The organism is Roseicyclus marinus, from assembly GCF_030163795.1.
Classification (GTDB): domain Bacteria; phylum Pseudomonadota; class Alphaproteobacteria; order Rhodobacterales; family Rhodobacteraceae; genus Roseicyclus; species Roseicyclus marinus.
The window spans coordinates 404729-430733 of the sequence record NZ_JASJOF010000002.1; the positions used below are offsets into that span (position 1 = coordinate 404729).

General features: G+C 66.2%; 29 protein-coding genes. 13 read left to right on the forward strand and 16 right to left on the reverse strand.

What is annotated here, in order from left to right; translation table 11 throughout:
• Window positions 1-86: 86 nt before the first annotated feature.
• Window positions 87-1214, forward strand: a complete 1128-nt coding sequence (locus QQK63_RS04760) for a beta-ketoacyl-ACP synthase III (RefSeq protein WP_277827019.1) — start codon at window positions 87-89, stop codon at window positions 1212-1214.
• A 198-nt stretch (window positions 1215-1412) separates the two neighbouring features.
• Here QQK63_RS04760 and QQK63_RS04765 read toward each other — a convergent pair whose 3' ends face one another.
• Window positions 1413-1877 carry a hypothetical protein gene (locus tag QQK63_RS04765; protein WP_277827017.1) on the reverse strand — a complete coding sequence of 155 codons (465 nt, stop codon included), beginning with the start codon at window positions 1875-1877 and terminating at the stop codon, window positions 1413-1415.
• A 98-nt stretch (window positions 1878-1975) separates the two neighbouring features.
• On the opposite strand from QQK63_RS04765, the gene QQK63_RS04770 reads away from it, so the two are divergent.
• Entirely contained in the window at window positions 1976-2566 is a 591-nt protein-coding gene (locus QQK63_RS04770; protein WP_277827015.1) for a thymidine kinase, read from the forward strand.
• A gap of 86 nt (window positions 2567-2652) precedes the next feature.
• Here QQK63_RS04770 and QQK63_RS04775 read toward each other — a convergent pair whose 3' ends face one another.
• The 6 genes from QQK63_RS04775 to QQK63_RS04800 all read right to left on the reverse strand — a co-directional run bounded on the left by QQK63_RS04775 (window position 2653) and on the right by QQK63_RS04800 (window position 6432).
• Window positions 2653-3600, reverse strand: coding sequence for a 2-hydroxyacid dehydrogenase (locus QQK63_RS04775; protein ID WP_277827808.1), 948 nt, complete (start codon window positions 3598-3600; stop codon window positions 2653-2655).
• A complete protein-coding gene (locus QQK63_RS04780) occupies window positions 3597-3938 on the reverse strand; it encodes a tRNA-binding protein (protein WP_277827013.1) in 342 nt (113 codons plus the stop codon). Before QQK63_RS04780 ends, QQK63_RS04775 begins: the two co-directional genes overlap by 4 nt.
• Complete coding sequence (gene proC / locus QQK63_RS04785; protein WP_277827011.1) at window positions 3935-4747, reverse strand: pyrroline-5-carboxylate reductase; 813 nt, start codon at window positions 4745-4747, stop codon at window positions 3935-3937. The genes QQK63_RS04780 and proC overlap by 4 nt, the downstream gene beginning before the upstream one ends.
• A gap of 29 nt (window positions 4748-4776) precedes the next feature.
• Complete coding sequence (locus QQK63_RS04790; RefSeq protein WP_277827009.1) at window positions 4777-5280, reverse strand: type III secretion system chaperone family protein; 504 nt, start codon at window positions 5278-5280, stop codon at window positions 4777-4779.
• Between the two features lie 217 nt (window positions 5281-5497).
• Entirely contained in the window at window positions 5498-6094 is a 597-nt protein-coding gene (locus tag QQK63_RS04795) for a DUF2726 domain-containing protein (RefSeq protein ID WP_277827007.1), read from the reverse strand.
• 92 nt (window positions 6095-6186) lie between these two features.
• On the reverse strand, window positions 6187-6432 hold the full coding sequence (locus QQK63_RS04800; protein ID WP_277827005.1) for an accessory factor UbiK family protein: 246 nt from the start codon (window positions 6430-6432) through the stop codon (window positions 6187-6189).
• A 123-nt stretch (window positions 6433-6555) separates the two neighbouring features.
• Here QQK63_RS04800 and lgt point away from each other — a divergent pair, with 123 nt between their 5' ends.
• From lgt to QQK63_RS04820, 4 genes are all read left to right on the forward strand, one after another.
• Window positions 6556-7467, forward strand: coding sequence for a prolipoprotein diacylglyceryl transferase (gene lgt / locus QQK63_RS04805; RefSeq protein WP_277827003.1), 912 nt, complete (start codon window positions 6556-6558; stop codon window positions 7465-7467).
• Entirely contained in the window at window positions 7464-8555 is a 1092-nt protein-coding gene (locus QQK63_RS04810; protein ID WP_277827001.1) for a class I SAM-dependent methyltransferase, read from the forward strand. The genes lgt and QQK63_RS04810 overlap by 4 nt, the downstream gene beginning before the upstream one ends.
• Complete coding sequence (gene pgeF, locus QQK63_RS04815) at window positions 8546-9313, forward strand: peptidoglycan editing factor PgeF (protein WP_277826999.1); 768 nt, start codon at window positions 8546-8548, stop codon at window positions 9311-9313. The genes QQK63_RS04810 and pgeF overlap by 10 nt, the downstream gene beginning before the upstream one ends.
• Before the next feature lie 292 nt (window positions 9314-9605).
• Complete coding sequence (locus QQK63_RS04820) at window positions 9606-9737, forward strand: hypothetical protein (protein WP_277826997.1); 132 nt, start codon at window positions 9606-9608, stop codon at window positions 9735-9737.
• A gap of 95 nt (window positions 9738-9832) precedes the next feature.
• Here QQK63_RS04820 and QQK63_RS04825 read toward each other — a convergent pair whose 3' ends face one another.
• Both QQK63_RS04825 and QQK63_RS04830 read right to left on the reverse strand, forming a co-directional pair.
• Window positions 9833-11497 carry a tetratricopeptide repeat-containing sulfotransferase family protein gene (locus QQK63_RS04825; protein ID WP_277826995.1) on the reverse strand — a complete coding sequence of 555 codons (1665 nt, stop codon included), beginning with the start codon at window positions 11495-11497 and terminating at the stop codon, window positions 9833-9835.
• Window positions 11494-11994 (reverse strand): Lrp/AsnC family transcriptional regulator, encoded by a 501-nt coding sequence (locus QQK63_RS04830; RefSeq protein WP_277826993.1) that lies wholly within the window; start codon window positions 11992-11994, stop codon window positions 11494-11496. The genes QQK63_RS04825 and QQK63_RS04830 overlap by 4 nt, the downstream gene beginning before the upstream one ends.
• 212 nt (window positions 11995-12206) lie before the next feature.
• Between QQK63_RS04830 and trxB the strand changes: the two genes are divergently transcribed.
• Both trxB and QQK63_RS04840 read left to right on the forward strand, forming a co-directional pair.
• A complete protein-coding gene (trxB, locus tag QQK63_RS04835) occupies window positions 12207-13190 on the forward strand; it encodes a thioredoxin-disulfide reductase (RefSeq protein WP_277826991.1) in 984 nt (327 codons plus the stop codon).
• 157 nt (window positions 13191-13347) lie between these two features.
• Window positions 13348-15411, forward strand: coding sequence for a bifunctional sulfate adenylyltransferase/adenylylsulfate kinase (locus QQK63_RS04840; protein WP_277826989.1), 2064 nt, complete (start codon window positions 13348-13350; stop codon window positions 15409-15411).
• 207 nt (window positions 15412-15618) lie between these two features.
• Here QQK63_RS04840 and QQK63_RS04845 read toward each other — a convergent pair whose 3' ends face one another.
• Window positions 15619-17121, reverse strand: a complete 1503-nt coding sequence (locus QQK63_RS04845; protein ID WP_277827806.1) for an MORN repeat-containing protein — start codon at window positions 17119-17121, stop codon at window positions 15619-15621.
• A 206-nt stretch (window positions 17122-17327) separates the two neighbouring features.
• Between QQK63_RS04845 and QQK63_RS04850 the strand changes: the two genes are divergently transcribed.
• Window positions 17328-18986 carry an NAD+ synthase gene (locus tag QQK63_RS04850; RefSeq protein WP_277826987.1) on the forward strand — a complete coding sequence of 553 codons (1659 nt, stop codon included), beginning with the start codon at window positions 17328-17330 and terminating at the stop codon, window positions 18984-18986.
• Between the two features lie 73 nt (window positions 18987-19059).
• Here the strand turns inward: QQK63_RS04850 and QQK63_RS04855 are convergent, their stop codons facing one another.
• Both QQK63_RS04855 and QQK63_RS04860 read right to left on the reverse strand, forming a co-directional pair.
• On the reverse strand, window positions 19060-19287 hold the full coding sequence (locus tag QQK63_RS04855) for a DUF1150 family protein (protein ID WP_277826985.1): 228 nt from the start codon (window positions 19285-19287) through the stop codon (window positions 19060-19062).
• A 4-nt stretch (window positions 19288-19291) separates the two neighbouring features.
• The gene (locus tag QQK63_RS04860; protein WP_277826983.1) at window positions 19292-19726 is read right to left on the reverse strand and encodes an Hsp20 family protein; all 435 of its coding nucleotides are present in this window, start codon (window positions 19724-19726) and stop codon (window positions 19292-19294) included.
• A gap of 203 nt (window positions 19727-19929) precedes the next feature.
• On the opposite strand from QQK63_RS04860, the gene QQK63_RS04865 reads away from it, so the two are divergent.
• From QQK63_RS04865 to QQK63_RS04875, 3 genes are all read left to right on the forward strand, one after another.
• Complete coding sequence (locus QQK63_RS04865) at window positions 19930-20157, forward strand: YdcH family protein (RefSeq protein WP_277826981.1); 228 nt, start codon at window positions 19930-19932, stop codon at window positions 20155-20157.
• Window positions 20158-20237: 80 nt separating this feature from the next.
• Window positions 20238-20726, forward strand: coding sequence for a 5-(carboxyamino)imidazole ribonucleotide mutase (gene purE, locus QQK63_RS04870; protein ID WP_277826979.1), 489 nt, complete (start codon window positions 20238-20240; stop codon window positions 20724-20726).
• Window positions 20719-21789 carry a 5-(carboxyamino)imidazole ribonucleotide synthase gene (locus QQK63_RS04875; RefSeq protein WP_277826976.1) on the forward strand — a complete coding sequence of 357 codons (1071 nt, stop codon included), beginning with the start codon at window positions 20719-20721 and terminating at the stop codon, window positions 21787-21789. The genes purE and QQK63_RS04875 overlap by 8 nt, the downstream gene beginning before the upstream one ends.
• 65 nt (window positions 21790-21854) lie before the next feature.
• On the opposite strand, the gene QQK63_RS04880 is transcribed toward QQK63_RS04875, so the two are convergent.
• Window positions 21855-22538 carry an alpha/beta fold hydrolase gene (locus tag QQK63_RS04880; protein ID WP_277826974.1) on the reverse strand — a complete coding sequence of 228 codons (684 nt, stop codon included), beginning with the start codon at window positions 22536-22538 and terminating at the stop codon, window positions 21855-21857.
• A gap of 161 nt (window positions 22539-22699) precedes the next feature.
• On the opposite strand from QQK63_RS04880, the gene QQK63_RS04885 reads away from it, so the two are divergent.
• Entirely contained in the window at window positions 22700-23149 is a 450-nt protein-coding gene (locus QQK63_RS04885; RefSeq protein ID WP_277826972.1) for an NUDIX domain-containing protein, read from the forward strand.
• Here the strand turns inward: QQK63_RS04885 and QQK63_RS04890 are convergent.
• The 3 genes from QQK63_RS04890 to QQK63_RS04900 are packed head-to-tail and all read right to left on the reverse strand — an operon-like array spanning window position 23119 to window position 25953.
• Window positions 23119-23985, reverse strand: coding sequence for a DMT family transporter (locus QQK63_RS04890; protein ID WP_277826970.1), 867 nt, complete (start codon window positions 23983-23985; stop codon window positions 23119-23121). The two genes, QQK63_RS04885 and QQK63_RS04890, sit on opposite strands and share 31 nt — an antisense overlap.
• Complete coding sequence (locus QQK63_RS04895) at window positions 23982-25115, reverse strand: alpha-D-ribose 1-methylphosphonate 5-triphosphate diphosphatase (RefSeq protein WP_277826968.1); 1134 nt, start codon at window positions 25113-25115, stop codon at window positions 23982-23984. Before QQK63_RS04895 ends, QQK63_RS04890 begins: the two co-directional genes overlap by 4 nt.
• Window positions 25108-25953 (reverse strand): NAD(P)-dependent oxidoreductase, encoded by an 846-nt coding sequence (locus tag QQK63_RS04900; RefSeq protein WP_277826966.1) that lies wholly within the window; start codon window positions 25951-25953, stop codon window positions 25108-25110. Before QQK63_RS04900 ends, QQK63_RS04895 begins: the two co-directional genes overlap by 8 nt.
• Between the last annotated feature and the right edge of the window lie 52 nt (window positions 25954-26005).

Consider the following 26005-nt stretch of genomic DNA (forward strand, 5'->3'; position numbering starts at 1 on the left):
AGCGCAGGCCCTGATTGCCGCTGCGGCGCATCTTGACCCCGGCAAGGTTCCGCGCGCTTGTTGGGCAGGGAATGGAGAGAGACAGGATGCATCAGCCCGCCATCACCGGCACCGGCGTCTTCACGCCGCCCGAGATCATCACCAACGACGAATTGGTCGCGGCCTTCAACGCGCATGTCGATCTGTGGAATGCCGAGAACGCCGCGGCCATCGCGGCGGGAGAGGTCGAAGCCAAGGCTTATTCCTCGTCCGAGTTCATCGTCGCGGCCTCGGGGATCGAACGGCGGCATGTGCTTGACAAGTCAGGCGTTCTTGACCCCGCCGTCATGCATCCGTGGCTGCGGGAACGCGCCGACGACGAACCAAGCGTGATGGCGGAGATGGGGGTCGCGGCGGCGCGCGCGGCGCTGGAGATGGCGGGCGTCGCGGCGGGCGAGGTCGATCTGGTGATCTGCGCGGCCTCGAACCATGAGCGTGCCTATCCTGCGATTGCCGTTGAAATTCAGCAGCTTCTGGGATCGGGTGGTTTTGCCTTCGACATGAATGTCGCCTGTTCCTCGGCGACATTCGGGATTCAGGCGGCGGCGGACATGATCCGGTCGGGCAGCGCGGGCAAGGCGCTGGTAATATCGCCCGAGATCTGTTCGGCGCATCTGGAATGGCGCGACCGGGATTGTCATTTTATCTTCGGAGACGTGGCGACCGCCGTTCTGATCGAGCGCGAGGACGAAGCCGCGAAACCGCGCTTCGTCATTCGCTCGACCCGCTGCGCGACGGAATTTTCCAACAATATCAGGAACAACAACGGGTTCCTGCGGCGCACGCGCAAGGGCCATATGGAAGACCGGCGCGACATGCAGTTCATGCAAAACGGGCGCAAGGTCTTCAAGGATGTGTTGCCGATGGTCTCGGCGCATATCGCGGCGCACATGGCAGAGGAAGGCGTGCAAGCCGTTGATCTCAAACGGCTTTGGCTTCATCAGGCCAACAAGACGATGAATGATTACATCGGCCGCAAGGTGCTGGGCCGCGATCCCGAACCGGGCGAGCAGCCCAATATCTTGCAAGATTACGCCAATACGTCCTCGGCCGGGTCGATCATCGCTTTCGCCAAGTATTCCAAGGATTTGGAGGCGGGCGACGTGGGGCTGATCTGTTCCTTCGGGGCTGGATATTCGGTCGGATCGGTGATCGTGGAGCGGCGCATCGGGTGAGTTGGGGCGGTGCGCCGTGACAGGCGCAGGAGGCAGATCACGGTGCGCCTAAAGGCGCACCCTACGGGTTAAGGAAGGGTTGAGATCGCGGGCGATCCCTTGCGGAAAGATTAAATTTTCGAGGCGAATGTGGACGGATCGTTAACGTCCCGAAAGCCTTGCAACGGATCGTCAGGGAAAGCCCTCGACCCCGACCCCTCACCCCCGGCTTTCGGCCTCGAGACGGAGCTTCATCTCGACCAGCACCTTTTGCAATTCGAGCGTCTCTTCCAGAAGGCGGCGCGCCTCGTTGATCGAGATCTTCCCGTCCGCGATCGAGAGGTGATATTCCGCCATCAGGATCGCGAAGCGCTGGCTGAGCGCGATGACATGGCTGTTCACGCCCACCGCGCCCGACGAATTGCTCCGCGTCTCGCCCCGCGCGATCTGGCTGCCGTTCAATTCGGCGAGCGCTGCCGTGACATGCGGAAAACTGGCCGCCGCCTCGAGCGCGGCCACGGCATCGACCGGCATGAAGCGGTCGGCATGTTCGGAGCTTTCCGAGAAATAGCGCCCGAGTGTCGCCTTGGACCGGCCCGTCAGCTCGCAGGCGGCAGCGAACCCCACATCCTTGACCAGACGTTCGGTATGCCGCTTGAGATAAGTTTGCGCCCGGTCCGTCATGACACCCTCGTCCACGCCAAGATGGGTGGCAGAAAACCTGCTTTGGCCGGGCGGGTCAATCTTGCCGGGGCACGGGCTTCCGAGGCAGAAGGGGGGCCATGGCAAAGCTCTATTTCCATTACTCGACGATGAACGCGGGGAAATCGACCCTGCTGTTGCAGGCCTCGTACAATTACATCGAACGGGGGATGCAGACCTATCTGATGACCGCGAATTTCGACGATCGCGCGGGAACGGGAAAGATCGGCAGCCGGATCGGCATTTCCGCGGAGGCCGATACTTATGCGACGACGAGCGACCTGTTCGCGATGATCGCGGCGCGGATGCAGCGGGGGCCCTGCGCCTGCGTGCTGATCGACGAAGCGCAATGGCTGACGCGCGAACAGGTCTGGCAATTGGCGCGCGCGGTCGACGATCTGGGCGTGCCGGTCATGTGCTACGGGTTGCGGGTCGATTTCCGGGGCGAGTTGTTCCCGGGATCGGCGGCATTGCTCGCGCTGGCCGACGAGATGCGGGAGGTGCGCACGATCTGCCATTGCGGGCGCAAGGCCACGATGGTGATCCGCGTGGACGAGACGGGCCGCGCGCTGACCGAAGGGGCGCAGATCGAGGTGGGCGGAAATGACCGCTACGTGAGCCTCTGCCGGGTGCATTTCCGCGAGGCTGTGGGGGATCGGCAAGTCACCTGAGACCTTCGTCGCCTGCGGCGCCGAGCCCCTTGCGAGGGGCGCTGCCCCTCGCGCTCCCCGCCGTATTTGGGGGAAGATGAAGAGGCTCAGACAGGGTTCGGGAGCGCGCGTCCCTCGGCGAAGGCGATGCAATTGGCGAGCGCCATGCGGCCCATGTCTTCACGAACCTCGAGCGCGGCAGTGCCCAGGTGCGGCAGGAGCGTGACGTTTTCCATGTCGATGAGCGCCTGCGGCACCGCGGGTTCGAATTCGAAGACATCGAGGCCTGCGCCCGCGATCTGGTTCTGCGCGAGGGCCGTGATCAGGGCCGCCTCATCCACCACGTCGCCGCGGGAGATGTTCACGAAGATCGCATGGGGCTGCATCGCGGCGAATTCGGGCGCGCCCATCAGGTGATGGGTCTCTGCCCCGCCGGGGGTGGCGAGGACCACGATATCGGCGGCGGCCAGCGCCTCGGCCATCGGCAGTTGGGTGGCCGGGAAATCGACGGATTTGGGCGAGCGGTTGGCATAGAGGATCTTGCAGCCGAAGCCGAAATGGCAGCGCCGCGCGATGGCCTGACCGATGCGACCCATGCCGATGATGGCCATGGTGCGGCCCGAGACATGCATTCCGAGCATCTGGGTCGGGTGCCAGCCGGTCCATTGGCCCGCGCGCAGCATCCGTTCGCCCTCGCCCGCGCGGCGCGCGGTCATCAAGATCAGGGTGAGCGCGATATCGGCGGTGGCGTCCGTGACGGCACCGGGCGTGTTGGTGACGGCAAGGCCCGCAGCGCGGGCGGCGGTCACATCGATATGGTTGTAGCCCACCCCGAAATTGGCGAGCAGTTTGGCACGGGGTTCGGGCACCTCGGCGAAGGCCGGGGCGCGGAAGGCATCGCCCAAGGTGGGCAGGATCAAGTCATGGTCGCGCAGCGCCGCCACGCATTCGGCATGATCCATTGGCGTGGTGACGGTGCGGCAGGTGACTGTGAAGCGCGCCTCGGCTTCGGCCATGACGCTGTCGGGAAGGCGGCGGGAGACGAGGAGGCTCAGCACATCTTTTCTCCGTTGGGGACGGGTTGGTCGGGGGCGATGAGGACCACCTTGCCGTCTGCGTCATGCAGGCCGAGGACCAGCGCCTCGGACATGAAGGGGCCGATCTGGCGGGGCGGGAAATTCACCACGCCCAGAACCTGCCGGCCGATCAGGGCCTCGGGTGTGTAATGGGTGGTGATCTGGGCAGAGCTTTTCCTTGTGCCGATCTCGGGGCCGTAATCGACCCAGAGCTTGATCGCGGGTTTGCGGGCCTCGGGGAAGGGTTCGGCGCGGATCACGGTGCCGACGCGGATGTCGACGCGGGCGAAATCGTCGAAGGTGATGGTGTCGGTCATCCCTTGAGTTCCCGGCTGCGGTTCGTGGCGGCGGCGACGGTGGCGCGGATGAGCGGGGGGAGGCCCTTTTCCGGGTCCATCAGGACGCCAAGACCCGCCTGCGTGGTGCCATTGGGCGAGGTCACGTTGATGCGAAGCTGTTCGGGGGTCTCGGTCACGGCTTCGGCGAGCGCACCCGCACCTGCGACGGTGGCCTTGGCCAGTTGCATGGCGAGCGCTTCGGGCAAGCCTTCGGCGACGCCTGCAGCGGCGAGCGTGTCGATGAGGTGGAAGACGTAAGCGGGACCCGAGCCGGAGAGGCCCGTGACGGCGTCGATCTGATCCTCGGTCTGAAGCCGGACGACCTGGCCGATGGCCGAGAGAAGCGTTTCGGCGAGGTCGAGATCGGCGGGCCTGGCCGCGTCATTGCCGATGATCGCGGTGATGCCCTTGCCGATGGCGGCGGGCGTATTGGGCATGGAGCGGATGACGCGGGTGGCGGGGCCGAAGGCGGCCTCATAGGCGGCGATGGGGGTACCGGCGGCGACCGAGAGGACGAGGGTGCCGCCGCCGCCGAAGCGGGCGACCTGCGGCAGGGCGGCCTGCATCATCTGGGGTTTGACGGCGACCATGAGGACGGCCGGATCGGCCGGGAGATCCGCGTTGATCGCGACACCCGTGGCCCGCAGCCAATCGGAGGGGTTGGGGTCGATCACATGGACGGCGCGCGCGGGCAGGGCGTTGTTCAGCCAGCCCTCGAGCATGGCGGAGCCCATCTTTCCGCAGCCCAGCATGACCAGCCCACGGTTCGAGATATCGGCGAAATCCATCCTGTCCCCCCTTGGTTCGGGGGGCGAGGTTAGGCGCGGCCGTAGGTCTCTGCAATGGCGACCTGCATCGCCTCTTCGGGAGTGCGGTTGCCCCAGCAGGCGAGCTGGAAGGCCGGGTAGTAGCGTTCGGCGGCCATGACGGCGGTTTCCACCATGCAGGCGATCTGGTCAGGGCTGGCCAGTTGTTCGCCCGCAAGGACGAGGCCGTAGCGGTAGACCATGAGTTTCTGCGCGGCCCAGTAGGTGAAGGCCCCGGCCCAGCACCGGTCGTTGGTGAGGTTGAGGGTTTCGTAGAGGGCAGGCAGCGCTTCGGCGGGCGGCTCCATCTCGAAGGTGCAGATCATGCGCAGGGTTTCGTCATAGGCCGACCAGGCGAGCGTGACGGAATAGGTGCGCCATTGGCCTTCGATCGCCATGGCGATCTGGTCATCGGCGATACGGTCGAAATCCCATTCGTGGTGGGAGGCGAGCGTTTCGACGATGTCGATGGGATGGAGGTCTTCGATGTCCAGATACTGCTCGGAATGCGACATGGCCCAGGCCTCGTGTTCGGCAGCCTTGCGGGCCTTGGGTCTCTGTCCAAGACGCCCGCTATCGGCTGGGTGCCTTTCATATCGGTGGGGGCGTGATGCCCTTCACCTACGAAATACGGTGCGGCGGTTGGGGCCTTGTGTAAAGCAGTATTTTCGTGACGGACAGCGAGAGTTCCGCAAGGGGCGGTGGTATCCACAAGATATTGTGGGGTGTGGGTTATTCTGCGGCTATGGGCATAGGCAGGCTAAGGCAGCGGCGGATTTCCCCGATGTGACGCGGATCGAGACCGTTGGCGGGGATCTCGATCAAGGGCAGACCGGCGGCCTTGCAGGCGATGCGCTTTATCTTGTCACGCTTGGATGCGTCTTTCTGATCATGGCCTCGGCCGTGGTATTCCAACGCCGCCAGCGGACACCAGTTTTGGTCTACGATCAGGAAGTCAAAACGCTTTGCGTTGATCATGTTGAACGCGATTTGTCGGTCAGACCGGCGTGCGCCTCTTGGAAGCGTCAGGACCTCGCCGACCGAAACTTGTGCCAACAGCCGGTGCCCCCCGCGCACTTTGCGCAATTCGGCCTCGATTGCGTTGAAGACTTGGCCTTCAGATCGGTTCAGGAGCGGTCGTGCTGTCAACGACATCGAGGCAAGCACTTCGGTATCGGCACGACGTGCTGACTTGCGCCCTTTGCCCCCCTTTCGCGCGGCCAGCGTGACCACGGCTATCGCAAATGCGAGAAGAACAGGCACAATCAAAAGTGTCCACGGGACGTTCATCGCCTCGAGGACATCGGCAAAAGGTGAATTGGTCAACATGACACGCTCCGGGCTACTGACGCCCGAAGAGTTTCACCGGATTATGGAACAAGATGGTTGGCCGGTTGGCAACTTTGCGGCCAACGGGCCGTTCAACTGCCCTTCGCCTCGAGCGCGGCGAGGCGGGCCTTGAGCGCCTCGTTCTCTTCGCGGGCCTTTTGGGCCATGGCGCGGACGGCTTCGAATTCGTCGCGGGTGACGAAATCGCGGTCGGCGAGCCAGCGGTCGATCAGCGACTTCATCGCCGTTTCGGCCTCTTCGCGCGCGCCCTGTGCCACGCCCATGGCGTTGGTCATCAGCTGGCTGATGTCTTCCATGATCTTGTTGCGGGTCTGCATGGGCCGGGCTCCTTTGTGGTAGACCCGGATATGGCCCCGCGGGGCCGTGGGATCAAGGTTGACTTCGCCGCAGGCCGCGACCACCCATGGCCGCGACCTGATCCCCGGAGCCCTTGCCGCCCCATGCCCTTTGCCATTCCCTTTCCCGACCTGTCGCCCGAATTGTTCACGATCAACATCGGCGCATTCCAGTTCGCGCTGCGTTGGTATGCGCTGGCCTATATCGCGGGCTTGGTTGCGGGCTGGTGGCTGATCGTGCAGGCGGTCAAGCGCCCGGCGCTCTGGCCCGGCGATGCCGCGCCGATGCAGCCCGCACAGGTCGAGGGGCTGCTGACGGCGGTGGTTTTGGGCGTGATTCTGGGCGGGCGGATCGGCTTTGTCCTGTTCTACCAGCCGGGGTATTACCTGCAGAATCCGGGGCAGATCCTTCAGATCTGGCAGGGCGGCATGTCGTTTCACGGCGGGCTGATCGGGGTCGCGCTTGCGGGATATGTCTTTTGCCGCCTGAACAAGGTGCCGCCGCTGCAACTGGCCGATGCGATGTCGATGGTGGTGGCGATCGGTCTGGGCCTTGGGCGGCTGGCGAATTTCATCAACGCGGAATTGTGGGGACGGCCCACGGATCTGCCTTGGGGCGTGATCTTTCCCGGCGAGGCGGCGCAGGCCTGCGCGGGGCCTGTGGGGATCGTGATGACGGAGCTGGGCGAGATGTGCGCGCGCCATCCCTCGCAGCTCTACCAAGCCTTGCTCGAGGGGCTGGTGATGGGAGCCATCTTGTTGTGGCTGGCGTGGGCGCGCGGCTGGCTGAAGCGGCCCGGCGCGGTGACGGGGATGTTCTTTGCCCTTTACGGGATTGCGCGGTTCGCAGTGGAATTCGTGCGCCAGCCCGATGCGCAATTCGTGGGGCCGGACAACCCGGTGGGCTTTGCGCTGGCGCTGTCGCCCGATGTCGGCGTCACGATGGGGCAGATCCTGTCGGTGCCGATGATCGCGGCGGGCCTGTGGCTGGTCGCGCGGGCGCGGCGTGCGGCATGAGCGCGCTGAGGGATCGGTTGATCGCGCGGATCGCGCGGATGGGGCCGATAACGCTCGCCGATTACATGGGAGAATGCCTGCTGCACCCCGAGCATGGCTATTACGCGACGCGCGATCCCTTGGGCCAAGCGGGCGATTTCACCACCGCGCCCGAGATCAGCCAGATGTTTGGCGAAGTGATCGGGCTTTGGCTGGCACAGGTCTGGATGGATCAGGGCGCGCCCGCGCCGTTCATCCTGACCGAGCTGGGGCCGGGGCGCGGGACGCTGATGGCCGATGCGCTGAGGGCGACACGTGCCGTGCCGGGGTTTCACGACGCGCTCAGGCTGCATCTGGTCGAAGCCTCGCCGGTGTTGCGGGCGGCGCAGGGGGCGGCGCTGGCCCCTTACCAGCCGGTCTTTCACGACAGCCTGTCCGATGTGCCGGAGGGGCCGATCTGGCTGGTGGCCAACGAGTTTTTCGACGCGCTTCCGATCCGGCAATTCCTGAAGGGCAAGGGCGATGGCTGGCACGAGCGGATGATCGGGGCCGAGGGCGACCGGCTGATCCTTGGGCTGGGGCCTGCCGCGCCGGTCGGCGCGCTGGCCCATCGGCGGGAGGTGGCGGAGGGCCAGATCGTGGAGACCTGCGCCCCAGCCGAGGCCATCGCGGGCGAGATCGGGCGGCGGGTGGCCGCCCATGGCGGCGCGGCACTGATCGTGGATTACGGCGATGCCGAGAGCATCGGGGATACGTTTCAGGCGCTCCGCGCGCACAGGCCGGTTGACCCGCTGGAAGATCCGGGGATGGCCGATCTGACGGCGCATGTAGCCTTTGGCCCGATCGCGCGGGCGGCGGCGCCTGCACGGGCGAGCGGGTTGACGGCGCAGGGCGTGTTTCTGGAGCGGCTGGGGATCACGGCGCGGGCGCAGGTGCTGGCGCGCAACCTGACCGGTGCGGCGGTGGAGGCGCATGTCGCCGCACACAGGCGGTTGACGCACCCGTCCGAGATGGGACACCTTTTCCGCACGCTCGCCCTGACACCCATGGGCAGCCCGCTGCCCCCTGCCCTGGACCCTGCCCCCGCGACTGGCCCCACATGCCCCTGACCGCGACCCTCGATATCCTGACCTCGCCGCTGTTGGACGGCGTTAGGCACGGATTCTTTTCGCGGCGGGGTGGCGCGTCATCGGGGATTTTCGAGGGGCTGAATTGCGGCGGCGGATCGTCGGACCAATCCGAGATCGTGGCGATGAACCGCGACCGGGTGGCCGATGCGATGGGCGTGCCCCCCGACAAGCTGGTGACCGCGCATCAGATCCATTCGGCAGTGGCGGTGCATCTGGACGCGCCGCCCGGCGACAAGCCGCGCGCCGATGCCGTTGTGACGGCGACGCCGGGGCTGGCCATCGCGGTGCTGACGGCCGATTGCCAGCCGGTGCTGTTTGCTGACCGCGAGGCGGGCGTGATCGGCGCGGCCCACGCCGGGTGGCGCGGCGCGCTGGACGGCGTGCTGGAGGCCACCGTGGAGGGGATGGAGCGGCTGGGCGCACGGCGGGACGCGATCCATGCTGTCATCGGCCCCTCGATCAGCCAACGCGCCTATGAGGTCGGGCAGGAATTCTTTGAACGCTTCGTGGACGAGGACCGGACCAACGGCCGGTTCTTCGTGAACGGGGCGGATGGGAAATACCTGTTCGATCTGCCGGGCTACGGGTTGATGCGGTTGCGCGCGGCGGGCGTGGCCGGGGCGGAATGGACGCGGCATTGCACCTATCACGATCCGGATCGGTTCTATTCCTACCGGCGGGCGACGCATCGGGGCGAAGCGGATTACGGGCGATTGATCTCCGCGATTCGGCTGTAGGTTCGGGATTCGGGCGGTCTTGCCCGAATTGAGGAGCGGCTTTCGGAGAATGGGGCGGGAAGGCGGCGGGCCTTGCCCCGGCTTTGCCCAGATGGCGCGGGGGCAATGGCGCGAATTTGCGGAAAATGCAGTAAAACAATCGCCTTTTTGCCCTGTCCCCTGCCCCGAAAACGCCCCGAAGATTTACCGCGTCTTGACGGTTTCGCCCTATCCCTGCCGGAAAGCCCCGGCAATTTCTGTTTCAAGCCCCGGAAGCGGGCAGACACGCAACACGGCATGAAGGACGAGGCAGATGAAAACGCGGCGCTGGATGAAAGCGGTTCTGGTGGAAGCCCAGAAAGAGCAGATCGAAATGCCCTGGTCGCGCGCGAAGCGGGCCGAGGGACGGGCCGCGAAGCTGGCCAAGGTCGAGGCCGCCGAATAAGGCGGACCTCATCCCGCGCGGACCCAAGGCGCGGATGCTTGCAAGGGGGCGGCCAGAATGGCCGCCCTTTTTCCGTTACGGGTCAGGCCTGGGGGTCAGCCGAAATCGTAGCGCGTTGCGTCGAGCGCGGCGATCAGGGGCTGCAACGCGCCTTCGAAGCGTTTCCACGCGCCGACGGAGCCACGGTTGATCGGTTGGCGCACCTGCACGGAGCTGAGGGTGTGAACTTGCCGTTCGGTCCGTTCGGGGGTGAGGCAGGCCGGATCCCAAGGCAGGCCGCAGAAGTCGAGCAGCGCGCGCACATGGGGTTCGGGATCGGCAGTCAGCGCCTCGTAATCGACGATGTGGATCGCGTCCGGAATGCGTTTGCGCCACGCGGCGACGGCGGCGTCGAACAGACGGATCTGGCGGGCGATGTCGGTCAGGTCGTTGGAATAGCGATGGGTGCCGTCGCGAAAGAGGTTCTTGTAGATCGACAGGCCCACATCGCGCCGGTCGCGTTCAAGGACGACGAAGCGGGCGTCGGGCAGCGTGTCGAGCGCATAGCCCATGGTCGCATAGGTCGAGATGGATTTGTCCGTCGTGCGGCAGTCGCGGGATGCGGCGCCCAGTTTCCGGGCCATGCCGGCGACATAGGCCTGTCCGATGGCCTGGGCGTCGTAATCGGTGCCCTTGGAAAACCAAGCTTCGACCGCTGGATGGAGAAGGGGTGTCATCACGGCCGCCTCGCCGCCCGCCGCGACCTGAGGATGGGCGGCGAGGATGGTTTCCACCAGCGTCGTGCCCGAGCGCGGCAGGCCGGTGACGAAGATGGGCGCCGCCCCGGATTGGCCACGGGTGCGCGGCGTCCATGCGGCGATGGCGTCGCGCAGGAAGCCGTGGTCCGCCTCGAAATTCCACGGGAACTTGCGGCGCGTCATCGTGTTGGCGCGGTCGAGATGGGCAAAGACCTCGGCGTCGCGTTTCTGGTCTTCGAGGGCCTTGGCGAGCGCGAAGGACATGTAGCGGGTGGCCTCGGGATCGGCTGCGGCCTCGGGCAGACGCTGTTCGAGGGTGGCGACATGGGGCGCGCCGGGGGGTTGTTTGCGGGCGCGCATCAGCGCGAGCCACGCAAGCGGGTGATAGGGACGGGCGTCGAGGACGGCGAGAAGATCTGCCTCGGCCTCATCGATGCGGCCCGCTGTTTCCAGAAGGGACGCACGGGTGAGCAGAAGGCGGGGATCGGCGGGAGCCTTGGCCAGACCCTCGGCCAGAACCTTGAGCGCGGCGTCGGTTTCCGTGCGGTCGAAGAGGGCGCGGGCCCATGTCTCGCGCAGGGGGACGGGATCGCCGCCTGCCTCGAGCGCCTTGCGGTAGAGCCTGTCGGCCTTGCGCGGATCGCCGGTTTCGAGTTCGGCAAGCGCCTTGCGCATGGCGGCGGCGGATTTGTCCGAGGGGATGAGGCCAAGGCGCTGCGCCTCGGCCATGGCCTTGGCCCGTTCGGGTCCGTCAAGCACGTCGATGAGCGCGGTCCAGATTTCGATCTGACGCGGCTTGATCTCGAGGGCGCGGCGGAACCATGTCGCCGCCTCGGCGCGGCGACCGGTGCGGGCGGAGATCAGACCGAGTTGGAAACAGGGTTCGGCCAAAGGGCGGGTGCGCAGGATCGCAGCGTAGATTTGTGCTGCCTGTTGCAACTGGCCGGCGTTTTGCAGGCGAAGGGCCTGTTGATAGGCGGCCGGGATCTGTTGGGGCGATACCGGCGTCGGCGCGCCGGTCATGCCGTTTGGCCCAGCCGATCTTCCATCACGTCGAAGGGCACGCCCGGTGCATCCTTGGCGCCCCGGATCACCAGCGCGGTGCGGACGCTGGCGACATTGGGCGCGGCGGTGAGTTGCCCGGTCAGGAAGCTCTGGAAGGTGGAGAGATCGGGCGCGACGCATTTGAGGATGAAATCGATCTCGCCGTTGAGCATGTGGCATTCGCGGACGAGCGGCCAGTCGCGGCAACGATTCTCGAAAGCGATCAGATCTGCCTCTGCCTGCGAATGCAGACCCACCATGGCGAAGACCTGCACTTCAAATCCGAGCATCCGGGGATCGACATCGGCATGATAGCCGCGGATGAAACCGGCCTCTTCCAATGTGCGGACGCGGCGCAGGCAGGGCGGCGCGGAAATACCGACGCGCTTGGCCAGTTCGACATTGGTCATGCGACCATCGTCTTGCAATTCCGCGAGGATCTTGCGGTCGATCGGGTCGAGCTTGGTCTGTGGCATCTGGTCCGGTCCCCTCGCGCGATTTCCGATTCTGACCACGGCTGGCGTGGTCCGCGCAACTTTATTTCACACCCGCGCAACAAATGGAGCATATCGGCCCGGCGTGCAACCCTCTGACGCAGGGCTTTCGCCCGACGCCTTGCGGAAATATATGCGGATGGGCACAAGGACCAGTCCCGCCGACCGAGCGCGCGCCAAAGCAGGAGAGACCGATGAGTGATGCACCCCGCCATACCCGACTGTTGATCATCGGATCGGGCCCTGCGGGCTATACCGCCGGGGTCTATGCCAGCCGCGCGATGCTGAACCCGATCCTCGTGCAGGGCATCCAGCCGGGTGGGCAGCTGACCATCACCACCGATGTCGAGAACTGGCCGGGGGATGCCAGCGTCATGGGCCCCGACCTGATGGTGCGGATGGAAGCCCACGCCAAGGAGATGGGGACAGAGATCATTTCCGACCATATCCAGTCGCTGGACCTGTCCAAGCGCCCCTTCGTGGCGGAAGGCGATAGCGGCACGACCTATACGGCCGATGCCGTGATCCTTGCCACCGGGGCGCAGGCGAAATGGCTGGGCCTGCCGAGCGAGGAACAATTCAAGGGCTTCGGCGTATCGGCCTGTGCCACCTGCGACGGGTTCTTTTACCGCGGTCAGGAGATCGTCGTGGTGGGCGGCGGCAACACGGCCGTGGAAGAGGCGCTGTTCCTGACCAATTTCGCGTCCAAGGTGACGCTGATCCACCGCCGCGACAGCCTGCGGGCGGAAAAGATCATGCAGGACCGCCTGTTCAAGAATCCCAAGGTCGAGGTTTTGTGGAACCACGAGATCGACGCGGTGATCGGGGCTGACGGTTCCACGGGTGGACCCAGAGGCGTCGAGGGCGTGCGCGCGCGTCATGTCGAGACCGGCGCGATCACGGAAGTGCCCTGCAAGGGGTTCTTCGTCGCGATCGGCCATGCGCCCGCGAATGACCTGGTGAAGGACCAGCTGGAGCTGCACAACGGCGGCTATGTGAAGGTGGAGCCGGGCACGACGCGTACGAGCATTCCGGGCGTTTTCGCGGCGGGCGATCTGACCGATCACGTCTATCGGCAGGCGGTGACCAGCGCGGGCATGGGCTGCATGGCGGCGCTGGATGCCGAGAAATGGCTGGCCGAGCATGAGGCCGAGGCCACGGCCGCGGCGGCGGAATAGGCCCAGAAGGCCCGCAATTTGACGAAAAGCCCCTGCGCGGCCCCGCGCGGGGGCTTTTTGTTGCTGGATCTGCAACAGTTCGTTCAAACTTGAACAAACCCCTTTCGTGCGGCGCTTTCCCGGTGTATGTTCAATTCTGAACAAACCAAACGCACCCATGATCACCTCCACACCCACCCCGCCCGAGGAAGACCTGCTGTTCCGGCTGCTGCGCCAGCTGGACATCGCCCCCGAGGCGTCGCAGCGGGCGACGGCGGAGGCGTTGGACATCAGCCTCGGGCGGCTCAACGCGCTGCTCAGGGCTGTGACGGACGCAGGGTTGGTGCGTCTGGCCGAGCGTGACAGCGCCGATAGGCGCGCACGCGTTGCCTATGCCCTGACGGCGCGGGGCGCGGCGGAGAAGGCGCGTCTGACCGACCGCTTTCTGGCCCGCAAGCTTGCCGAGTACGACGCGCTCCATGCCGAACTGACCGGCACGGGGAGCGGTTTTTCCTTTCTCAAGTCCAGGACCCTGATGATGCAGAACCACCTTGCCCCCGTTCCGGAACTCTATGTCTCGGCCGACAGCGCGCAGAAGCTGAAGCGGGAGGCCGCCGATCTTTTGTCCTGGGACCTGACGCCGCGCCAGACCTGCGACCTGGAACTGTTGATGAACGGCGGGTTCAACCCGCTCAAAGGGTTCCTGGGCCGGGAGGATTACGAGAGCGTGGTGGAAACCATGCGGCTGGCCGATGGCACGCTTTGGCCGATGCCGATCACGCTGGACGTATCGGAGGATTTCGCCGCCAAGGTCGAGCCGGGACAGGATATCGCGCTGCGCGATGCGGAGGGTGTGATCCTTGCGATCCTGTCGATCGGCGACAAGTACATCCCCAACAAGGCGCGCGAGGCGCAGATGGTGTTCGGCGCGGATGACGTGGCGCATCCGGCGGTCAATTACCTGCATCACGTGGCGGGCCCGGTGTATCTGGGTGGGGCCATCACCGGCATCCAGCAGCCGGTGCATTACGATTTCCGCGCGCGGCGCGACACGCCCAACGAATTGCGCGCCTATTTCCGCAAGCTCGGCTGGCGCAAGATCGTGGCCTTCCAGACGCGCAACCCGTTGCACCGGGCGCACCAGGAACTGACCTTCCGCGCGGCCAAGGAAGCGCAGGCGAATCTGTTGATTCACCCGGTCGTGGGCATGACCAAGCCCGGCGACGTGGACCATTTCACCCGCGTGCGCTGCTACGAGGCGGTGCTGGACAAATACCCGGCGGCGACGACGCATATGAGCCTGCTCAATCTGGCGATGCGGATGGCGGGCCCGCGCGAGGCGGTCTGGCACGGGCTCATTCGCAAGAACCACGGCTGCACCCATTTCATCGTGGGCCGCGACCATGCGGGCCCCGGCAAGAACAGCCAGGGCGTCGATTTCTACGGCCCCTATGACGCGCAGGAGCTGTTCAAGACGCATGAGGCCGAGATCGGCATCGAGATGGTCGATTTCAAACACATGGTCTATGTGCAGGAAAAGGCGCAATATTATCCCGCGAACGAGGTGCCCGAGGGCGATACTGTCCTTGATATTTCCGGCACCGAATTGCGGCGGCGGTTGCGCGAGGGGCTGGAGATCCCGGAATGGTTCTCCTTCCCGGAAGTGGTCAAGGAATTGCGCCGCACCTCGCCGCCGCGCAGCCAGCAGGGGTTCACCGTGTTTTTCACGGGCCTGTCGGGGTCGGGCAAGTCGACCATCGCCAATGCGATCATGGTCAAGCTGATGGAACAGGGCGGACGGCCGGTAACGCTGCTCGACGGTGACGTGGTGCGCAAGCATCTGTCGAGCGAGCTGGGCTTTTCCAAGGAGCATCGGGACATCAACATCCGCCGGATCGGTTACGTGGCAAGCGAGATCACCAAGAACGGCGGGATCGCGATCTGCGCGCCCATCGCGCCCTACACGGCCACGCGCCGCGCGGTGCGCGAGATGATCGAGGCTTTCGGGGCCTTCATCGAGGTGCATGTGGCGACCTCTCTCGAGGAATGCGAACGGCGCGACCGCAAGGGCCTGTATAAGCTGGCGCGTGAGGGCAAGATCAAGGAATTCACCGGGATTTCAGACCCCTACGAAGCGCCGACCACCGCCGAACTGGTGGTGGACACGGAGGGCATGGACGTGGATTACTGCGCCCAGCAGGTGTTGTTGAAGCTCGAGAGCATGGGGTTGATCGCGGCCTGATCTCCCTTTGGCACGGCTGTGGAGGGGTCGGTTTCCGAGGGAAACCGGCCCCTTTTACTGCCGGGGCGCGGGGCGGCGGCTGCGGGACCGGGGCGCTGCCCCGGACCCCGGAGTTTTTTGGCCAAGATGAAGGGGGCGGTGTCCGGTGCACCGTTCCGGTGTCGGGATGGCGTGGACCCGGGGGCGGCCGGTGGATTGCGGCGGGCCCTATTGCGCCGGGGCGGGCGCGGGATCGGCGTTCGCCTCGGTCGTGTCGGGATCGGCGGCGGGGGTCGGGCCGTCGACCGCCGCCCCTTCGGTCGGCAGGCCGTTTTCCCATGTGCCGCGCAGGACCTCGCCGCTGGCGTAGCGCATCGTGCCCTCGCCCTCGCGGCGGCCGTCGACGAAGCGGCCCTCGTAGACATCGCCGTTGGAATAGGTGGCGATGCCGAAGCCGTTGATTTCGCCGTTCGCCCATTCGCCGACATAGGAGAAGGCATTGGGTTCGGGCATGGTCAGCCGCCCCTGCCCCGAGCGTACGCCCGCGACGAAGGTGCCGTCATAGACGGAGCCATCGGTATAGGTGGCGCGGCCCTGTCCGTGGCGCAGGCCGTTTTCCCACTGACCCTCGTAGCGGTAGCCGTCGGGATGGGTCATGACGCCCTGCCCGTGCTGGCGGGCGTTGAGGAATTGGCCGACATAGGTGAGCCCGTTGGCATAGGTGGCGGTGCCCTGCCCCTGGATCACGCCCTCGACCCAATCGCCCGTATAGGAGGCGCCATCGGGATAGGTGATCGTGCCCGTGCCATGGGCGAGATCATTGGCGAAACCGCCCTCGTAAACCGAGCCGTCGGGATAGGTGACGCGGCCTTGGCCGGAGATCTGCCCCTCGGCCCAGTCGCCGGTATAGACATAGCCGTCGGTCGCGGTGAAGGTGCCTGTCCCGTGGCGCTGGTCGTCGCGGAATTCCCCCTCGTAGACATCACCGTTGGCGTAGCGGACCGTGCCGCTGCCCTGGCGCTGGCCGTTCGCGAGCGCGCCTTCGTAGACATCGCCATTGGGCTGGGTGAGGGTGCCGGTGCCGTTGATCTGGCCGTCGGCCCATTCCCCCTCGTAGGTGACGCCATCGGGCATGACGAGGCGCCCGGTGCCCGCACGCTGACCCGCGACGAAGCCGCCCTCATAGGTCGCGCCATCGGGGTAGGTGATCGTCCCTTGGCCCTGTTTGACGCCCTCCTCCCACTCTCCCTCGTAGCGGTAGCCGCCGGGGCCGCTCATGACGCCCTGACCATGGTGCAGCGCGTTGCGGAATTCGCCGGTGTAGCTGACGCCGTTGGAATAGCTGGCCATGCCGCTGCCGTGGATGCGCCCCTCGGCCCAGTCGCCTTCGTAGGTGGAGCCGTCCGCGAAGGTGATGCGGCCCTGACCCTCGGGGCGGCCCGCGACAAAGGCGCCCTCGTAGATCGAGCCATCGGGGAAGGTGGCCCGGCCTTGGCCGCGAATCTCGCCGTCGACCCATTCGCCGATGTATTCATAGCCATTGGGCAGGCGGTACGTGCCCTGCCCGTGCTGCACGCCGTTGCGGAACTGCCCCTCGTAGATCCCGCCATTGTCGTATTGCTGGATGTCGGTGACGATCGGCGCGGTTTCGGCGGCGGCATCGGCGGCGGGGGCTGCAGCCTCCTGCGCGGGAACGGCGGTGGAGGAAAGAAGCACGGCGAGAAGCGCCATGGCGTGGGTCTTGCGGAACACTGGTGTCGCCTCCCTGTGGCCCGTGGCCTGTCGGTCTGTCTGGTCGGTCTTCAGGCTAGGGGGTCGGGGGCGGCGGCGCAACGGCTTTGCGGGATGCGCAAGGCGGGACGGCGGGGGCCTGCCCCTTGGCCTCGGGGCGCTTTCTGTTACATCTGCCGCGACGATGAGCGCGAAAGGGGCCGCCCATGGCCGAGAGGTTCCGCCTGAGCCTTGCACAATTGAACCCGACGGTGGGCGACCTGCGCGGCAATGCCGCGCTGGCCCGACGCGCCTGGGAAGAGGCGCGGGCGGCGGGGGCCGACATGGTGGCCTTTCCCGAGATGTTCCTGACGGGCTACCAATTGCAGGATCTGGTGCGCAAACCGGCCTTTTCGGCGGATGTCGGCCGCGTGCTGGCCGATCTGGCCAAGGATTGCGCGGACGGGCCCGCCATCGGCATCGGCGGGCCGCTGCCCGGCGGCGACAAGCCCTTCAACGCCTATTTCGTCTTGCAGGGCGGCAAGATCACGGCGCAGGTGCTCAAGCACCATCTGCCCAACTACAAGGTCTTTGACGAGAAGCGCTATTACCATGCCGGCGACCCCTCGGGGCCGGTCCGGGTGGGGCCCCTGCGGATCGGTATCCCGATCTGCGAGGATGCGTGGTTCGAGGATGTGACCGAAACGCTGGCCGAGACAGGGGCCGAGATCCTGCTTGTGCCCAACGGTTCGCCCTATCACCGGGGCAAGATGGACACGCGACAGGCGATCATGGTGAGCCGCGTGATCGAGACCGGGTTGCCGTTGGCCTATGTGAACCTCGTGGGCGGGCAGGATGACCAAGTGTTCGACGGGGCGAGTTTCGTTCTGAACCCGCATGGCGTTCTTGCCTGCCAGATGCCCGCCTTTGACAGCGTGTTGACCCATGTCGATTTCGAGCACGGGGCCGAGGGATGGCAGGCCGTGGCGGCCGAGAAATCCGCCCTGCCGGATCCGTGGGAGGCCGATTACCGCGTCATGGTGACGGGATTGCGCGATTACTGCGCCAAGACCGGGTTTTCCCGCGTGCTTCTGGGCCTGTCGGGGGGCGTGGATTCGGCGTTGGTCGCGGCGATCGCGGTCGATGCGCTGGGACCGGAGAACGTGCGCTGCGTGATGCTGCCCTCGCGGTTCACGTCGCAAGCCTCGCTCGACGATGCGGGCGATGTGGCGCGGCGGCTGGGTGTGCAACTCGACACGGTGCCCATCGGGGCGGCGCACGAGGCGGTGCTGGGCACGCTTGGCCCCCTGTTCGAGGGGCGCGCGCCCGACCTGACCGAGGAAAACATCCAGTCGCGCCTGCGCGGCGTGATGCTGATGGCGCTTTCGAACAAGTTCGGCGAGATGCTGTTGACCACCGGCAACAAATCCGAAGTGGCCGTGGGCTATGCCACGATCTATGGCGACATGGCGGGCGGCTACAATCCGATCAAGGATCTCTACAAGACCCGCGTCTTCGAGACGTGCCGGTGGCGCAACGCCCATCATGCGGCGTGGATGCAGGGACCGGCGGGCGAGATCATCCCGCCCGTCGTGATCGACAAGCCGCCGACGGCGGAATTGCGCGACAACCAGAAGGACGAGGACAGCCTGCCGCCCTATCCGGTTCTGGACGAGATCCTGGAGATGCTGATCGACAAGGAAGCGTCGGTCGCGGATCTTGTGGCGATGGGCCATGACCGAGACGTGGTGAAGAAGGTCGAAAGCCTGATCTACATCAGTGAATACAAACGCTTCCAGTCCGCCCCCGGCGCGAGGTTGACGGAACGGGCGTTCTGGCTGGATCGGCGCTATCCGATCGTGAACCTGTGGCGCGACGACGGCTAAGGCGGATCGCAGGAATGGACGGAATGGGCGGGATGGTGGGCAGATTGCCCACCCTACGGCCTGCCATGCCCCCTCAATGCACGCTGACGGGCGTCATGTCGTTCTGGCGGGCCACGACGAAGGCAAGCTTGCGGTCCTTGACCAGCGCCAGTTGCTCTCCGGTTTCGCTGCCGATGGCATAGAGCGTTTCGATGCCTTTGGCCTGCTCGCGGATCTCGTCGGGCAGATCGGCCACGGCTACGGGGCGGATGTAGACGATGGGACGGCCTTGCGGCGTGGCGGCGTCATGGTCGGTGGTCATGGTCTCATCCCTCCTTTCGCGTGGTGGTCCGGCCGTTGATGCGGATCGTCTGCACCACGGTTTCGGGCTGGCTGCGGCGCAGATCGATGTGCAAAAGCCCGTTTTCCATCGATGCGCCCGCGACCTCGACCCCTTCGGCCAGAACGAAGCTGCGCTGGAACTGGCGGGCTGCGATGCCACGATGCAGGAAGACGCGGTCGGCATCCGCCTCGGCCTGGCGGCCCCGGATCACCAATTGCCGATCTTCGAGCGTGATGGTCAGGTCATCCTCGCCAAAGCCCGCGACGGCGAGCGTGATGCGATAGGCGTTCTCGCCCTTTTGTTCGATATTGTAGGGGGGGTAGCCATTGGCGTCCGCCTTGGCGGTGCGTTCCACCAGGCGTTCGAGTTGATCGAAACCCAGAAGAAACGGGTGCGATCCAAGCGTCAGTTTCGTCATTCGGGGCACATCCTTGCGATTAAGCGATCTGCACATGGGCGACGCATCCCGGATACGGCGATGCGCCTTGCCTTTCATATGGAGCTTCGGCGGCGGCGCGCAAGGTTCCCATGCGCGAGGCTTGGCGGCCGTGCGGCGGCGCGCTAGACTGATGCGCCTGCCCCAGACTGACCCAGACTGACCCAGCGATCGGACCGCCCGGCATGAACGCCCCCAAAGGCCCCAGCGAATTGACGCACGAGGATGTGCTGCGCATCAAGCTCGAGGTGCTCAAGCGCGAGCATCGCGATCTCGACGATGCGATCGCGGCGCTGCACGACGCGGTGAACCCCGATCAACTGACCCTCAAGCGCCTGAAAAAGAAGAAGCTTTTGCTGAAAGACCAGATCGCGCGGATCGAGGATGAACTGACGCCCGACATCATCGCCTGAGCATGGCCTGCGCCGCATTGCGCCCGGGGCGCGCGCGGCTATAGTGCGGCGCTCAATCCGGGGCCGCGAGGGCAAGGCGCATGGCTGAGATCGAGGTGGGAATCATCATGGGCAGCCAGTCCGACTGGCCCACGATGCGCGAGGCCGCCACCGTGCTTGACGAGCTGGGCGTGGCTTACGAGGCGCGGATCGTGTCGGCCCATCGCACGCCCGACCGGCTTTGGGACTATGGGCGCGCGGCGGCGGGCCGGGGGCTCAAGGTGATCATCGCGGGCGCGGGCGGCGCGGCGCACCTTCCGGGCATGATGGCCTCCAAGACACGGGTCCCGGTGATCGGTGTGCCGGTGCAGACCAAGGCCTTGTCGGGGGTCGATTCGCTCTATTCCATCGTGCAGATGCCCAAGGGCTATCCCGTGGCCACAATGGCGATCGGGGCGGCGGGCGCGGCCAATGCCGGGCTGATGGCGGCGGCGATCCTCGCCACGTCGGATGCGGCGCTGGCCGAACGGCTTGACGCGTGGCGGGCGGCGCTGTCGGCCTCCATCCCCGAGGTGCCGCAAGATGACTGAGCCGCTCGCGCCCGGCGCGACGATCGGGATCTTGGGCGGGGGGCAATTGGGCCGGATGCTGTCGATGGCGGCGGCACGGCTCGGCTATCGCTGCCACATCTACGAGCCGGGGGCGGCCCCGGCCGCCGATGTGGCTCATGGGCTGACAACCGCCCCTTACGAGGATCTCGACGCGCTGCGCCGCTTCGCGCAGGCCTGTGACCTGATCACCTATGAATTCGAGAATATCCCGGCCGCGGCGCTCGATGTGCTGTCGGAAACCACGCCGCTGTTCCCGGATCGCCGCGCACTGGAGGTGAGCCAGGACCGGCTGGTCGAGAAGAGTTTTCTTGCCGGTCTGGGCCTTGCCACGGCCCCTTTCGCGGCCATCGACGGGCCGGGCGATCTGGCGGCGGCCCTTGCCGTCACCGGCACGCCCGCGATCCTGAAGACACGCCGCTTCGGCTACGACGGCAAGGGGCAGGCCCGCGTGATGGCGCCCGAGGCGGCGGAGGCGGCCTTGGACAGCCTCGCGGGTGCCCCCGCCATCGCCGAAGGGTTCGTGCGCTTCTCGAAGGAAATCAGCGTGATCGCCGCGCGCGGGCGCGATGGGAGCGTGGCGGCCTATGACCCGGGCGAGAATGTCCATGTGGACGGCATCTTGTCGACCACCACGGTGCCCTCTGCCCTGCCGCTCAAGCTCCGGACCGATGCGGTGCTGATCGCCTCGCGGATCCTGAACGCGCTCGACTATGTCGGCGTGATGGGGGTGGAATTGTTCGTGACGCCGGAGGGCCTCGTGGTGAACGAGATCGCGCCGCGGGTCCACAATTCCGGGCATTGGACGCAGGCGGGCTGCGCCGTCGACCAGTTCGAACAGCATATCCGTGCCATCGCGGGCTGGCCGCTGGGCAATGGTGCGCGCCATGCCGATGTGGTGATGGAGAACCTGATCGGCGCGGATGTCGCCCGCGTGGGCCAGCTTGCCGCCGACCCGGGCGTTCAGGTCCATCTCTACGGCAAGGACGAGGCGCGGCCGGGCCGCAAGATGGGGCATATCAACCGCGTAATCGGGGCGGCCTGAGGCGCGACCGCCCCTTCATCTTCCTGAAAATACGGGAAAACGGCCCTCTCCGCCCCGAGCCGCCGTCATTCGATGAGCGATTCCAGCGCCCCGATGTAATCGAGATCCTCGACAAAGGCCCCGTCGCGCAGGAAGGCCATGGTCTGGGCGATGACGCGGGGGTTGTTCATCATGAAGGTATGGGTGACCGGCAAGGTGATATGGCCCGCCATGCCTTCGACGCGGGTGCTCTCGACGGCGACCTTGCCGTCATCCTCGCCGGGGATCAGGGCGGAATAGATCGGGTTCAGCGTCTGGTTACCCGCGATCACGCCCAGTTCGAAATCCACCGGCGGCAGGCGGCTGGGCAGATCGGCGGGGCCGGTGCCCAATTGCTGCCCAGCGGGGCCGTTGATCCATTCAAAGGCCTCGAGCTCGCCCAGGACATCGACCAGTTCCGAGCCGCCGTTGGGCGGGGCCAGCATCACCACCCGCCCCATGGACACGGGCCGCGCGCCCCCTTGGGCCAGCGTGTAGCGGAGCAGGATACCGCCCATGGAATGGGTCACGAAATGCACCCGCCTGTCGCCGCAGGCCGCGACCGCGGGCACCAGCGTGGCCGCCGAGAGTTCCGCGATGGGGGCGCGGGTCGAGGGATAGCCCTGGTTGATGACATGGTAGCCTTCGGCGCTCAGCGCTTCTTCCATCACGAAAAGCGAAGTTTCGGTGCGGGCGAGCCCATGCAGCAGGATCACGCACTCATTCGTCATGGCCTCCTCCGTTGATTGGGCCATGGCCCTCGCGGCGGGCAAGAGACACAGGATAAGCGAGAGCACTGGCACGATCTTGTTCATGGCGTGCAACATAGGCGCGCAAGTATCCTGCTGCGAGGGGGATTGTCGGCGCGGGAACGCTGCGTCACTCTTGGCCCATGTCACATGCCAACCGCCCCCGTCTTGCCGTTCGCGGCCTGCTCTTGATCGAGAACCGGCTGCTGCTGGTGAATGCCTGGGGCGGGGGGAAAAGCGATCTTCTGTGCGCGCCGGGCGGCGGGGTGGAGATGCACAGCTCGCTCCCTGACAATTTGATCCGGGAATTCCACGAGGAAACCGGGTTGAGCGTGGCGGTTGGTGCGCCCTGCATGGTCAACGAATTCCACGCGCCCGGGCATGATTTCCATCAGGTGGACATCTATTTCCGGGTGCATCTGGTGGCGGGCGACCCGCTGGCGCCATGGACCGACCCCGAGGGGATCGTGACCGAGCGCCACCTGATCGCACAAGACGACATGCACCGCTATCGCTACAAGCCCGACAGCCTGCCCGACGTGACCTGGTCGGATATCGTATATTACGACGCGCTGGAACCCTTGGTCCGCTGAGGCCAGAGGCCCCAAGCGATGCCACCCAGAACCAGCGCGCCCGCCCCGAGCATCCGCAGGCTGGGCGCCTCGGACAGGAAGATCACGCCGCCAAGCGCCGCGATGACCGGGACGGACAATTGCACCAGCCCCGCGACGGACGCCCCGATGCGCGGCAGAACCTCGTACCAGAGCGCGTAGCCCAAGCCCGATGTGACCGCGCCGGATGTCACTGCCAGGGCAAGACCCGCCCAGGCGGCGTCATTGGCGGGGTTGCCGCCCGATTGGACCAGCACGGCAAGAAATCCCGCGATAGTGGCCCAGACGAAGGCCGCGCCGGTATCGCCCAAAGGGTCCGCCGAACCGCGCCCGATGAGGGAATAGATACCCCAGCCGATGGCGGCGAGGATCATGGACGCCACCGACAAGGCCGGAAGGCTGACCGAACCGCCGGGCCAGACCAGCCACGCAAGGCCACAAAACGCCAGCGCCGCCCCGATCCAGCGACGGGCAGGTGGGCGTTCCCCCATGACAAGTGCGCCTGCGAACATCGTGACCTGCACCCCACCGAACAAGATCAGCGCACCAAGCCCCGCATCCATCGCAAGGTAGGCCAAGGAAAAGCCGATCAGGTACGTCGTCAGCATCAGGCCGCCCAGCATCCGGCGCGGCTGCAAAAGCGGCAGGCTGCCATGGCGGAGCCGGATCAAAAGCACCAAAAGCGCCGCCCCCGAGACGGCGCGGACCAGCGCGAAATCGAGCGCACCGATCTGGCCCGCGCCCACGGCGGCGCGGTTCAGCACAGAATTGGCGGCGAAGGCCACCATCACGAGAGTCGTAAGCGCGATCAGCCTCATGCCAGCCACCGGACGGCCAGAGCGCCTGAAAGGTGGGACACGCGGCCCGCCACGATGGTGCCCGCGACGCGGCCTGCCCCGTCAAGAATAGCCAGATCCGCGCGCAGGCCTTGGGCGATCCGCCCCCGGTCCGTCCAACCCATGACGCGCGCGGGGCCGTCCGAGACGAGGGACCATGCCACGGACCATCCGTAGCGGTCGCTTAGACGCAGGGCGGCGCGGGCAAGCGAGGGATAGTGGTAGTCGGAGACGAGCGCATCGACGAGCCCCGCCTCGATCAGCGTCTCGGCCGCGATCTTGCCGCTGTGCGAGCCGCCACGCACCACGTTGGGCGCGCCCATGATGACGGGATCGCCTTGTGCCTTGGCGGCTTGGGCGGCGACAAGGGTTTCGGGGAATTCGCTGATTTCGGCCCCAATCGCCCGGAACTTGGCCCGATCCGCCGGGGTGTGGTCATCATGGCTGCCCATCCGGACGCCCAGGGCGCGAAATTCCTCCGCTATGGGGGCAAGACGGGCCATCACATCGGGGTCGTTGGAATGTAGCACCCGCAACATCGCCTCGTGGGCCTCAGGGGACCGCCCGGCCTTGAGCGCTTGGCCCGTCAGGCGGGGCGGGCGTTTGCCGGCGGCCAGTTCCTTGTGGGGCAGGTGATCGTTCCAGACGACGTAGCCGATGCCGAACCGCGCCACGAGATCGCGCATCGCATCCAGCGTGTCGAGCATGTGAGTTTCGACGCGCAATTGCAGCACCATGTCGGTCAGGGGCCGGGCATCGGCCAGCGCCTCGGCAAGAGCGGCGGCGAATTCGGGGCCGCGCATACCCCCTTCCCAACTCCAGAATTGGGCGAGGGTCGCGCTCGTGATACCGCAGGCACCGCATTCGGCATCGAGCGCGGCAAGGCCCATAGCGGGGCTTTCGACCGCGCCACGTCGCGGCGCCATGTGACGTTCGAACCCGTCGCCATGCAGGTCGATGATACCGGGCAGGATGCGGAAACCCGTGAGATCAATCTCGCGCCCGCCGCCGCCCGTGATCCGCCCCTCGGCCAACGACAGATCGGTGCGGGCGAAACCATCGGGCAACAGCACCTCGGCCCCGATCAGACGGAGCGGCGGCAGGTCATTCATCGCGGTAGCCCCGGCGCATCAGCGCCGCGATATCGGCATCGGCAAGGCCTGCAGCCTGTGCCTCATCGAGCAGGGATGCGAAGGCATCGAGCGTGGGGGTGGCGACCCCCGCCTCGGCGGCCACGCGGCGAAAGACGCCATTGTCCTTGGCGACACCGCTGATCGGAAAGCCGACGCTGTCGTCCTGCCCGAGGATGCGGGGCAGGCGGTCGCGCACCATGGGCAGGCCGGCCGGCCCGCCCGTCAGGATGGTCAGCGCGGTTTCGAGCGGCAGGCCCGCACGGGCGGCGATCTGCAATTGTTCGACAAGGCCCGCGGTATAGCTTTGCATCAGCGCGTTGTTCACCACCTTCATCACGAGGCCCGTGCCGAGCGGGCCGACATGAAAGATGCGGTCCGTCAGCGCCGAAAGCACCGCCTGCGCGCGGCCTGCTGCATCCGCTGCGCCACCGATGAAGAAACCGCAACTGCCTGCCGCGACCATCTCGGGCCCACCCGAGACAGGGGCATCGACGATCATGGCACCCTTGGCCGCGAAGCGTTCCGCGCGGGATTTGACGATCGCGGGGACGACCGTGCTGGTTTCGGCGACAAGCTTGCCCGCGATGTCCAGCGACAAAAGCCCGTCGAGCGTGTCGGCCACGGCAATGTCATCGTACAGGCTCAGGATCAGAACGTCCGAGGTCGCGACGAGCGCCGCCAGATCGGGCGCGGAGGATACGCCGTCGACCGCGCGCCCGCTGCGCGTCCAACCGGTAACGGGAACGCCCTGCCCCGCCAAACGCTCTGCCATGGCCGCGCCCATGCGGCCCAAACCGATAACGCCGATCTTGTCCATGTGCGCTGTCCCGAATGTGTCCATGCCGCGTCGCGGCGACCATGGCATGCGC

Excerpts from the sequence above, each read along its gene's own strand:
- QQK63_RS04765 (WP_277827017.1), bottom strand. The coding sequence starts at position 1,877 with ATGACGGACCGGGCGCAAACTTATCTCAAGCGGCATACCGAACGTCTG.
- QQK63_RS04865 (WP_277826981.1), top strand. The coding sequence starts at position 19,930 with ATGAACGCCCCCAAAGGCCCCAGCGAATTGACGCACGAGGATGTGCTG.
- pgeF (WP_277826999.1), top strand. The coding sequence starts at position 8,546 with ATGCCCCTGACCGCGACCCTCGATATCCTGACCTCGCCGCTGTTGGAC.
- QQK63_RS04850 (WP_277826987.1), top strand. The coding sequence starts at position 17,328 with ATGGCCGAGAGGTTCCGCCTGAGCCTTGCACAATTGAACCCGACGGTG.
- QQK63_RS04885 (WP_277826972.1), top strand. The coding sequence starts at position 22,700 with ATGTCACATGCCAACCGCCCCCGTCTTGCCGTTCGCGGCCTGCTCTTG.
- proC (WP_277827011.1), bottom strand. The coding sequence starts at position 4,747 with ATGGATTTCGCCGATATCTCGAACCGTGGGCTGGTCATGCTGGGCTGC.
- QQK63_RS04790 (WP_277827009.1), bottom strand. The coding sequence starts at position 5,280 with ATGTCGCATTCCGAGCAGTATCTGGACATCGAAGACCTCCATCCCATC.
- QQK63_RS04875 (WP_277826976.1), top strand. The coding sequence starts at position 20,719 with ATGACTGAGCCGCTCGCGCCCGGCGCGACGATCGGGATCTTGGGCGGG.
- QQK63_RS04890 (WP_277826970.1), bottom strand. The coding sequence starts at position 23,985 with ATGAGGCTGATCGCGCTTACGACTCTCGTGATGGTGGCCTTCGCCGCC.
- QQK63_RS04895 (WP_277826968.1), bottom strand. The coding sequence starts at position 25,115 with ATGAATGACCTGCCGCCGCTCCGTCTGATCGGGGCCGAGGTGCTGTTG.
- QQK63_RS04840 (WP_277826989.1), top strand. The coding sequence starts at position 13,348 with ATGATCACCTCCACACCCACCCCGCCCGAGGAAGACCTGCTGTTCCGG.
- QQK63_RS04825 (WP_277826995.1), bottom strand. The coding sequence starts at position 11,497 with ATGACCGGCGCGCCGACGCCGGTATCGCCCCAACAGATCCCGGCCGCC.
- QQK63_RS04900 (WP_277826966.1), bottom strand. The coding sequence starts at position 25,953 with ATGGACAAGATCGGCGTTATCGGTTTGGGCCGCATGGGCGCGGCCATG.
- trxB (WP_277826991.1), top strand. The coding sequence starts at position 12,207 with ATGAGTGATGCACCCCGCCATACCCGACTGTTGATCATCGGATCGGGC.
- QQK63_RS04770 (WP_277827015.1), top strand. The coding sequence starts at position 1,976 with ATGGCAAAGCTCTATTTCCATTACTCGACGATGAACGCGGGGAAATCG.
- QQK63_RS04810 (WP_277827001.1), top strand. The coding sequence starts at position 7,464 with ATGAGCGCGCTGAGGGATCGGTTGATCGCGCGGATCGCGCGGATGGGG.
- QQK63_RS04800 (WP_277827005.1), bottom strand. The coding sequence starts at position 6,432 with ATGCAGACCCGCAACAAGATCATGGAAGACATCAGCCAGCTGATGACC.
- QQK63_RS04820 (WP_277826997.1), top strand. The coding sequence starts at position 9,606 with ATGAAAACGCGGCGCTGGATGAAAGCGGTTCTGGTGGAAGCCCAGAAA.
- lgt (WP_277827003.1), top strand. The coding sequence starts at position 6,556 with ATGCCCTTTGCCATTCCCTTTCCCGACCTGTCGCCCGAATTGTTCACG.
- QQK63_RS04845 (WP_277827806.1), bottom strand. The coding sequence starts at position 17,121 with ATGGCGCTTCTCGCCGTGCTTCTTTCCTCCACCGCCGTTCCCGCGCAG.
- QQK63_RS04795 (WP_277827007.1), bottom strand. The coding sequence starts at position 6,094 with ATGTTGACCAATTCACCTTTTGCCGATGTCCTCGAGGCGATGAACGTC.
- QQK63_RS04760 (WP_277827019.1), top strand. The coding sequence starts at position 87 with ATGCATCAGCCCGCCATCACCGGCACCGGCGTCTTCACGCCGCCCGAG.
- purE (WP_277826979.1), top strand. The coding sequence starts at position 20,238 with ATGGCTGAGATCGAGGTGGGAATCATCATGGGCAGCCAGTCCGACTGG.
- QQK63_RS04880 (WP_277826974.1), bottom strand. The coding sequence starts at position 22,538 with ATGACGAATGAGTGCGTGATCCTGCTGCATGGGCTCGCCCGCACCGAA.
- QQK63_RS04855 (WP_277826985.1), bottom strand. The coding sequence starts at position 19,287 with ATGACCACCGACCATGACGCCGCCACGCCGCAAGGCCGTCCCATCGTC.
- QQK63_RS04830 (WP_277826993.1), bottom strand. The coding sequence starts at position 11,994 with ATGCCACAGACCAAGCTCGACCCGATCGACCGCAAGATCCTCGCGGAA.
- QQK63_RS04780 (WP_277827013.1), bottom strand. The coding sequence starts at position 3,938 with ATGACCGACACCATCACCTTCGACGATTTCGCCCGCGTCGACATCCGC.
- QQK63_RS04860 (WP_277826983.1), bottom strand. The coding sequence starts at position 19,726 with ATGACGAAACTGACGCTTGGATCGCACCCGTTTCTTCTGGGTTTCGAT.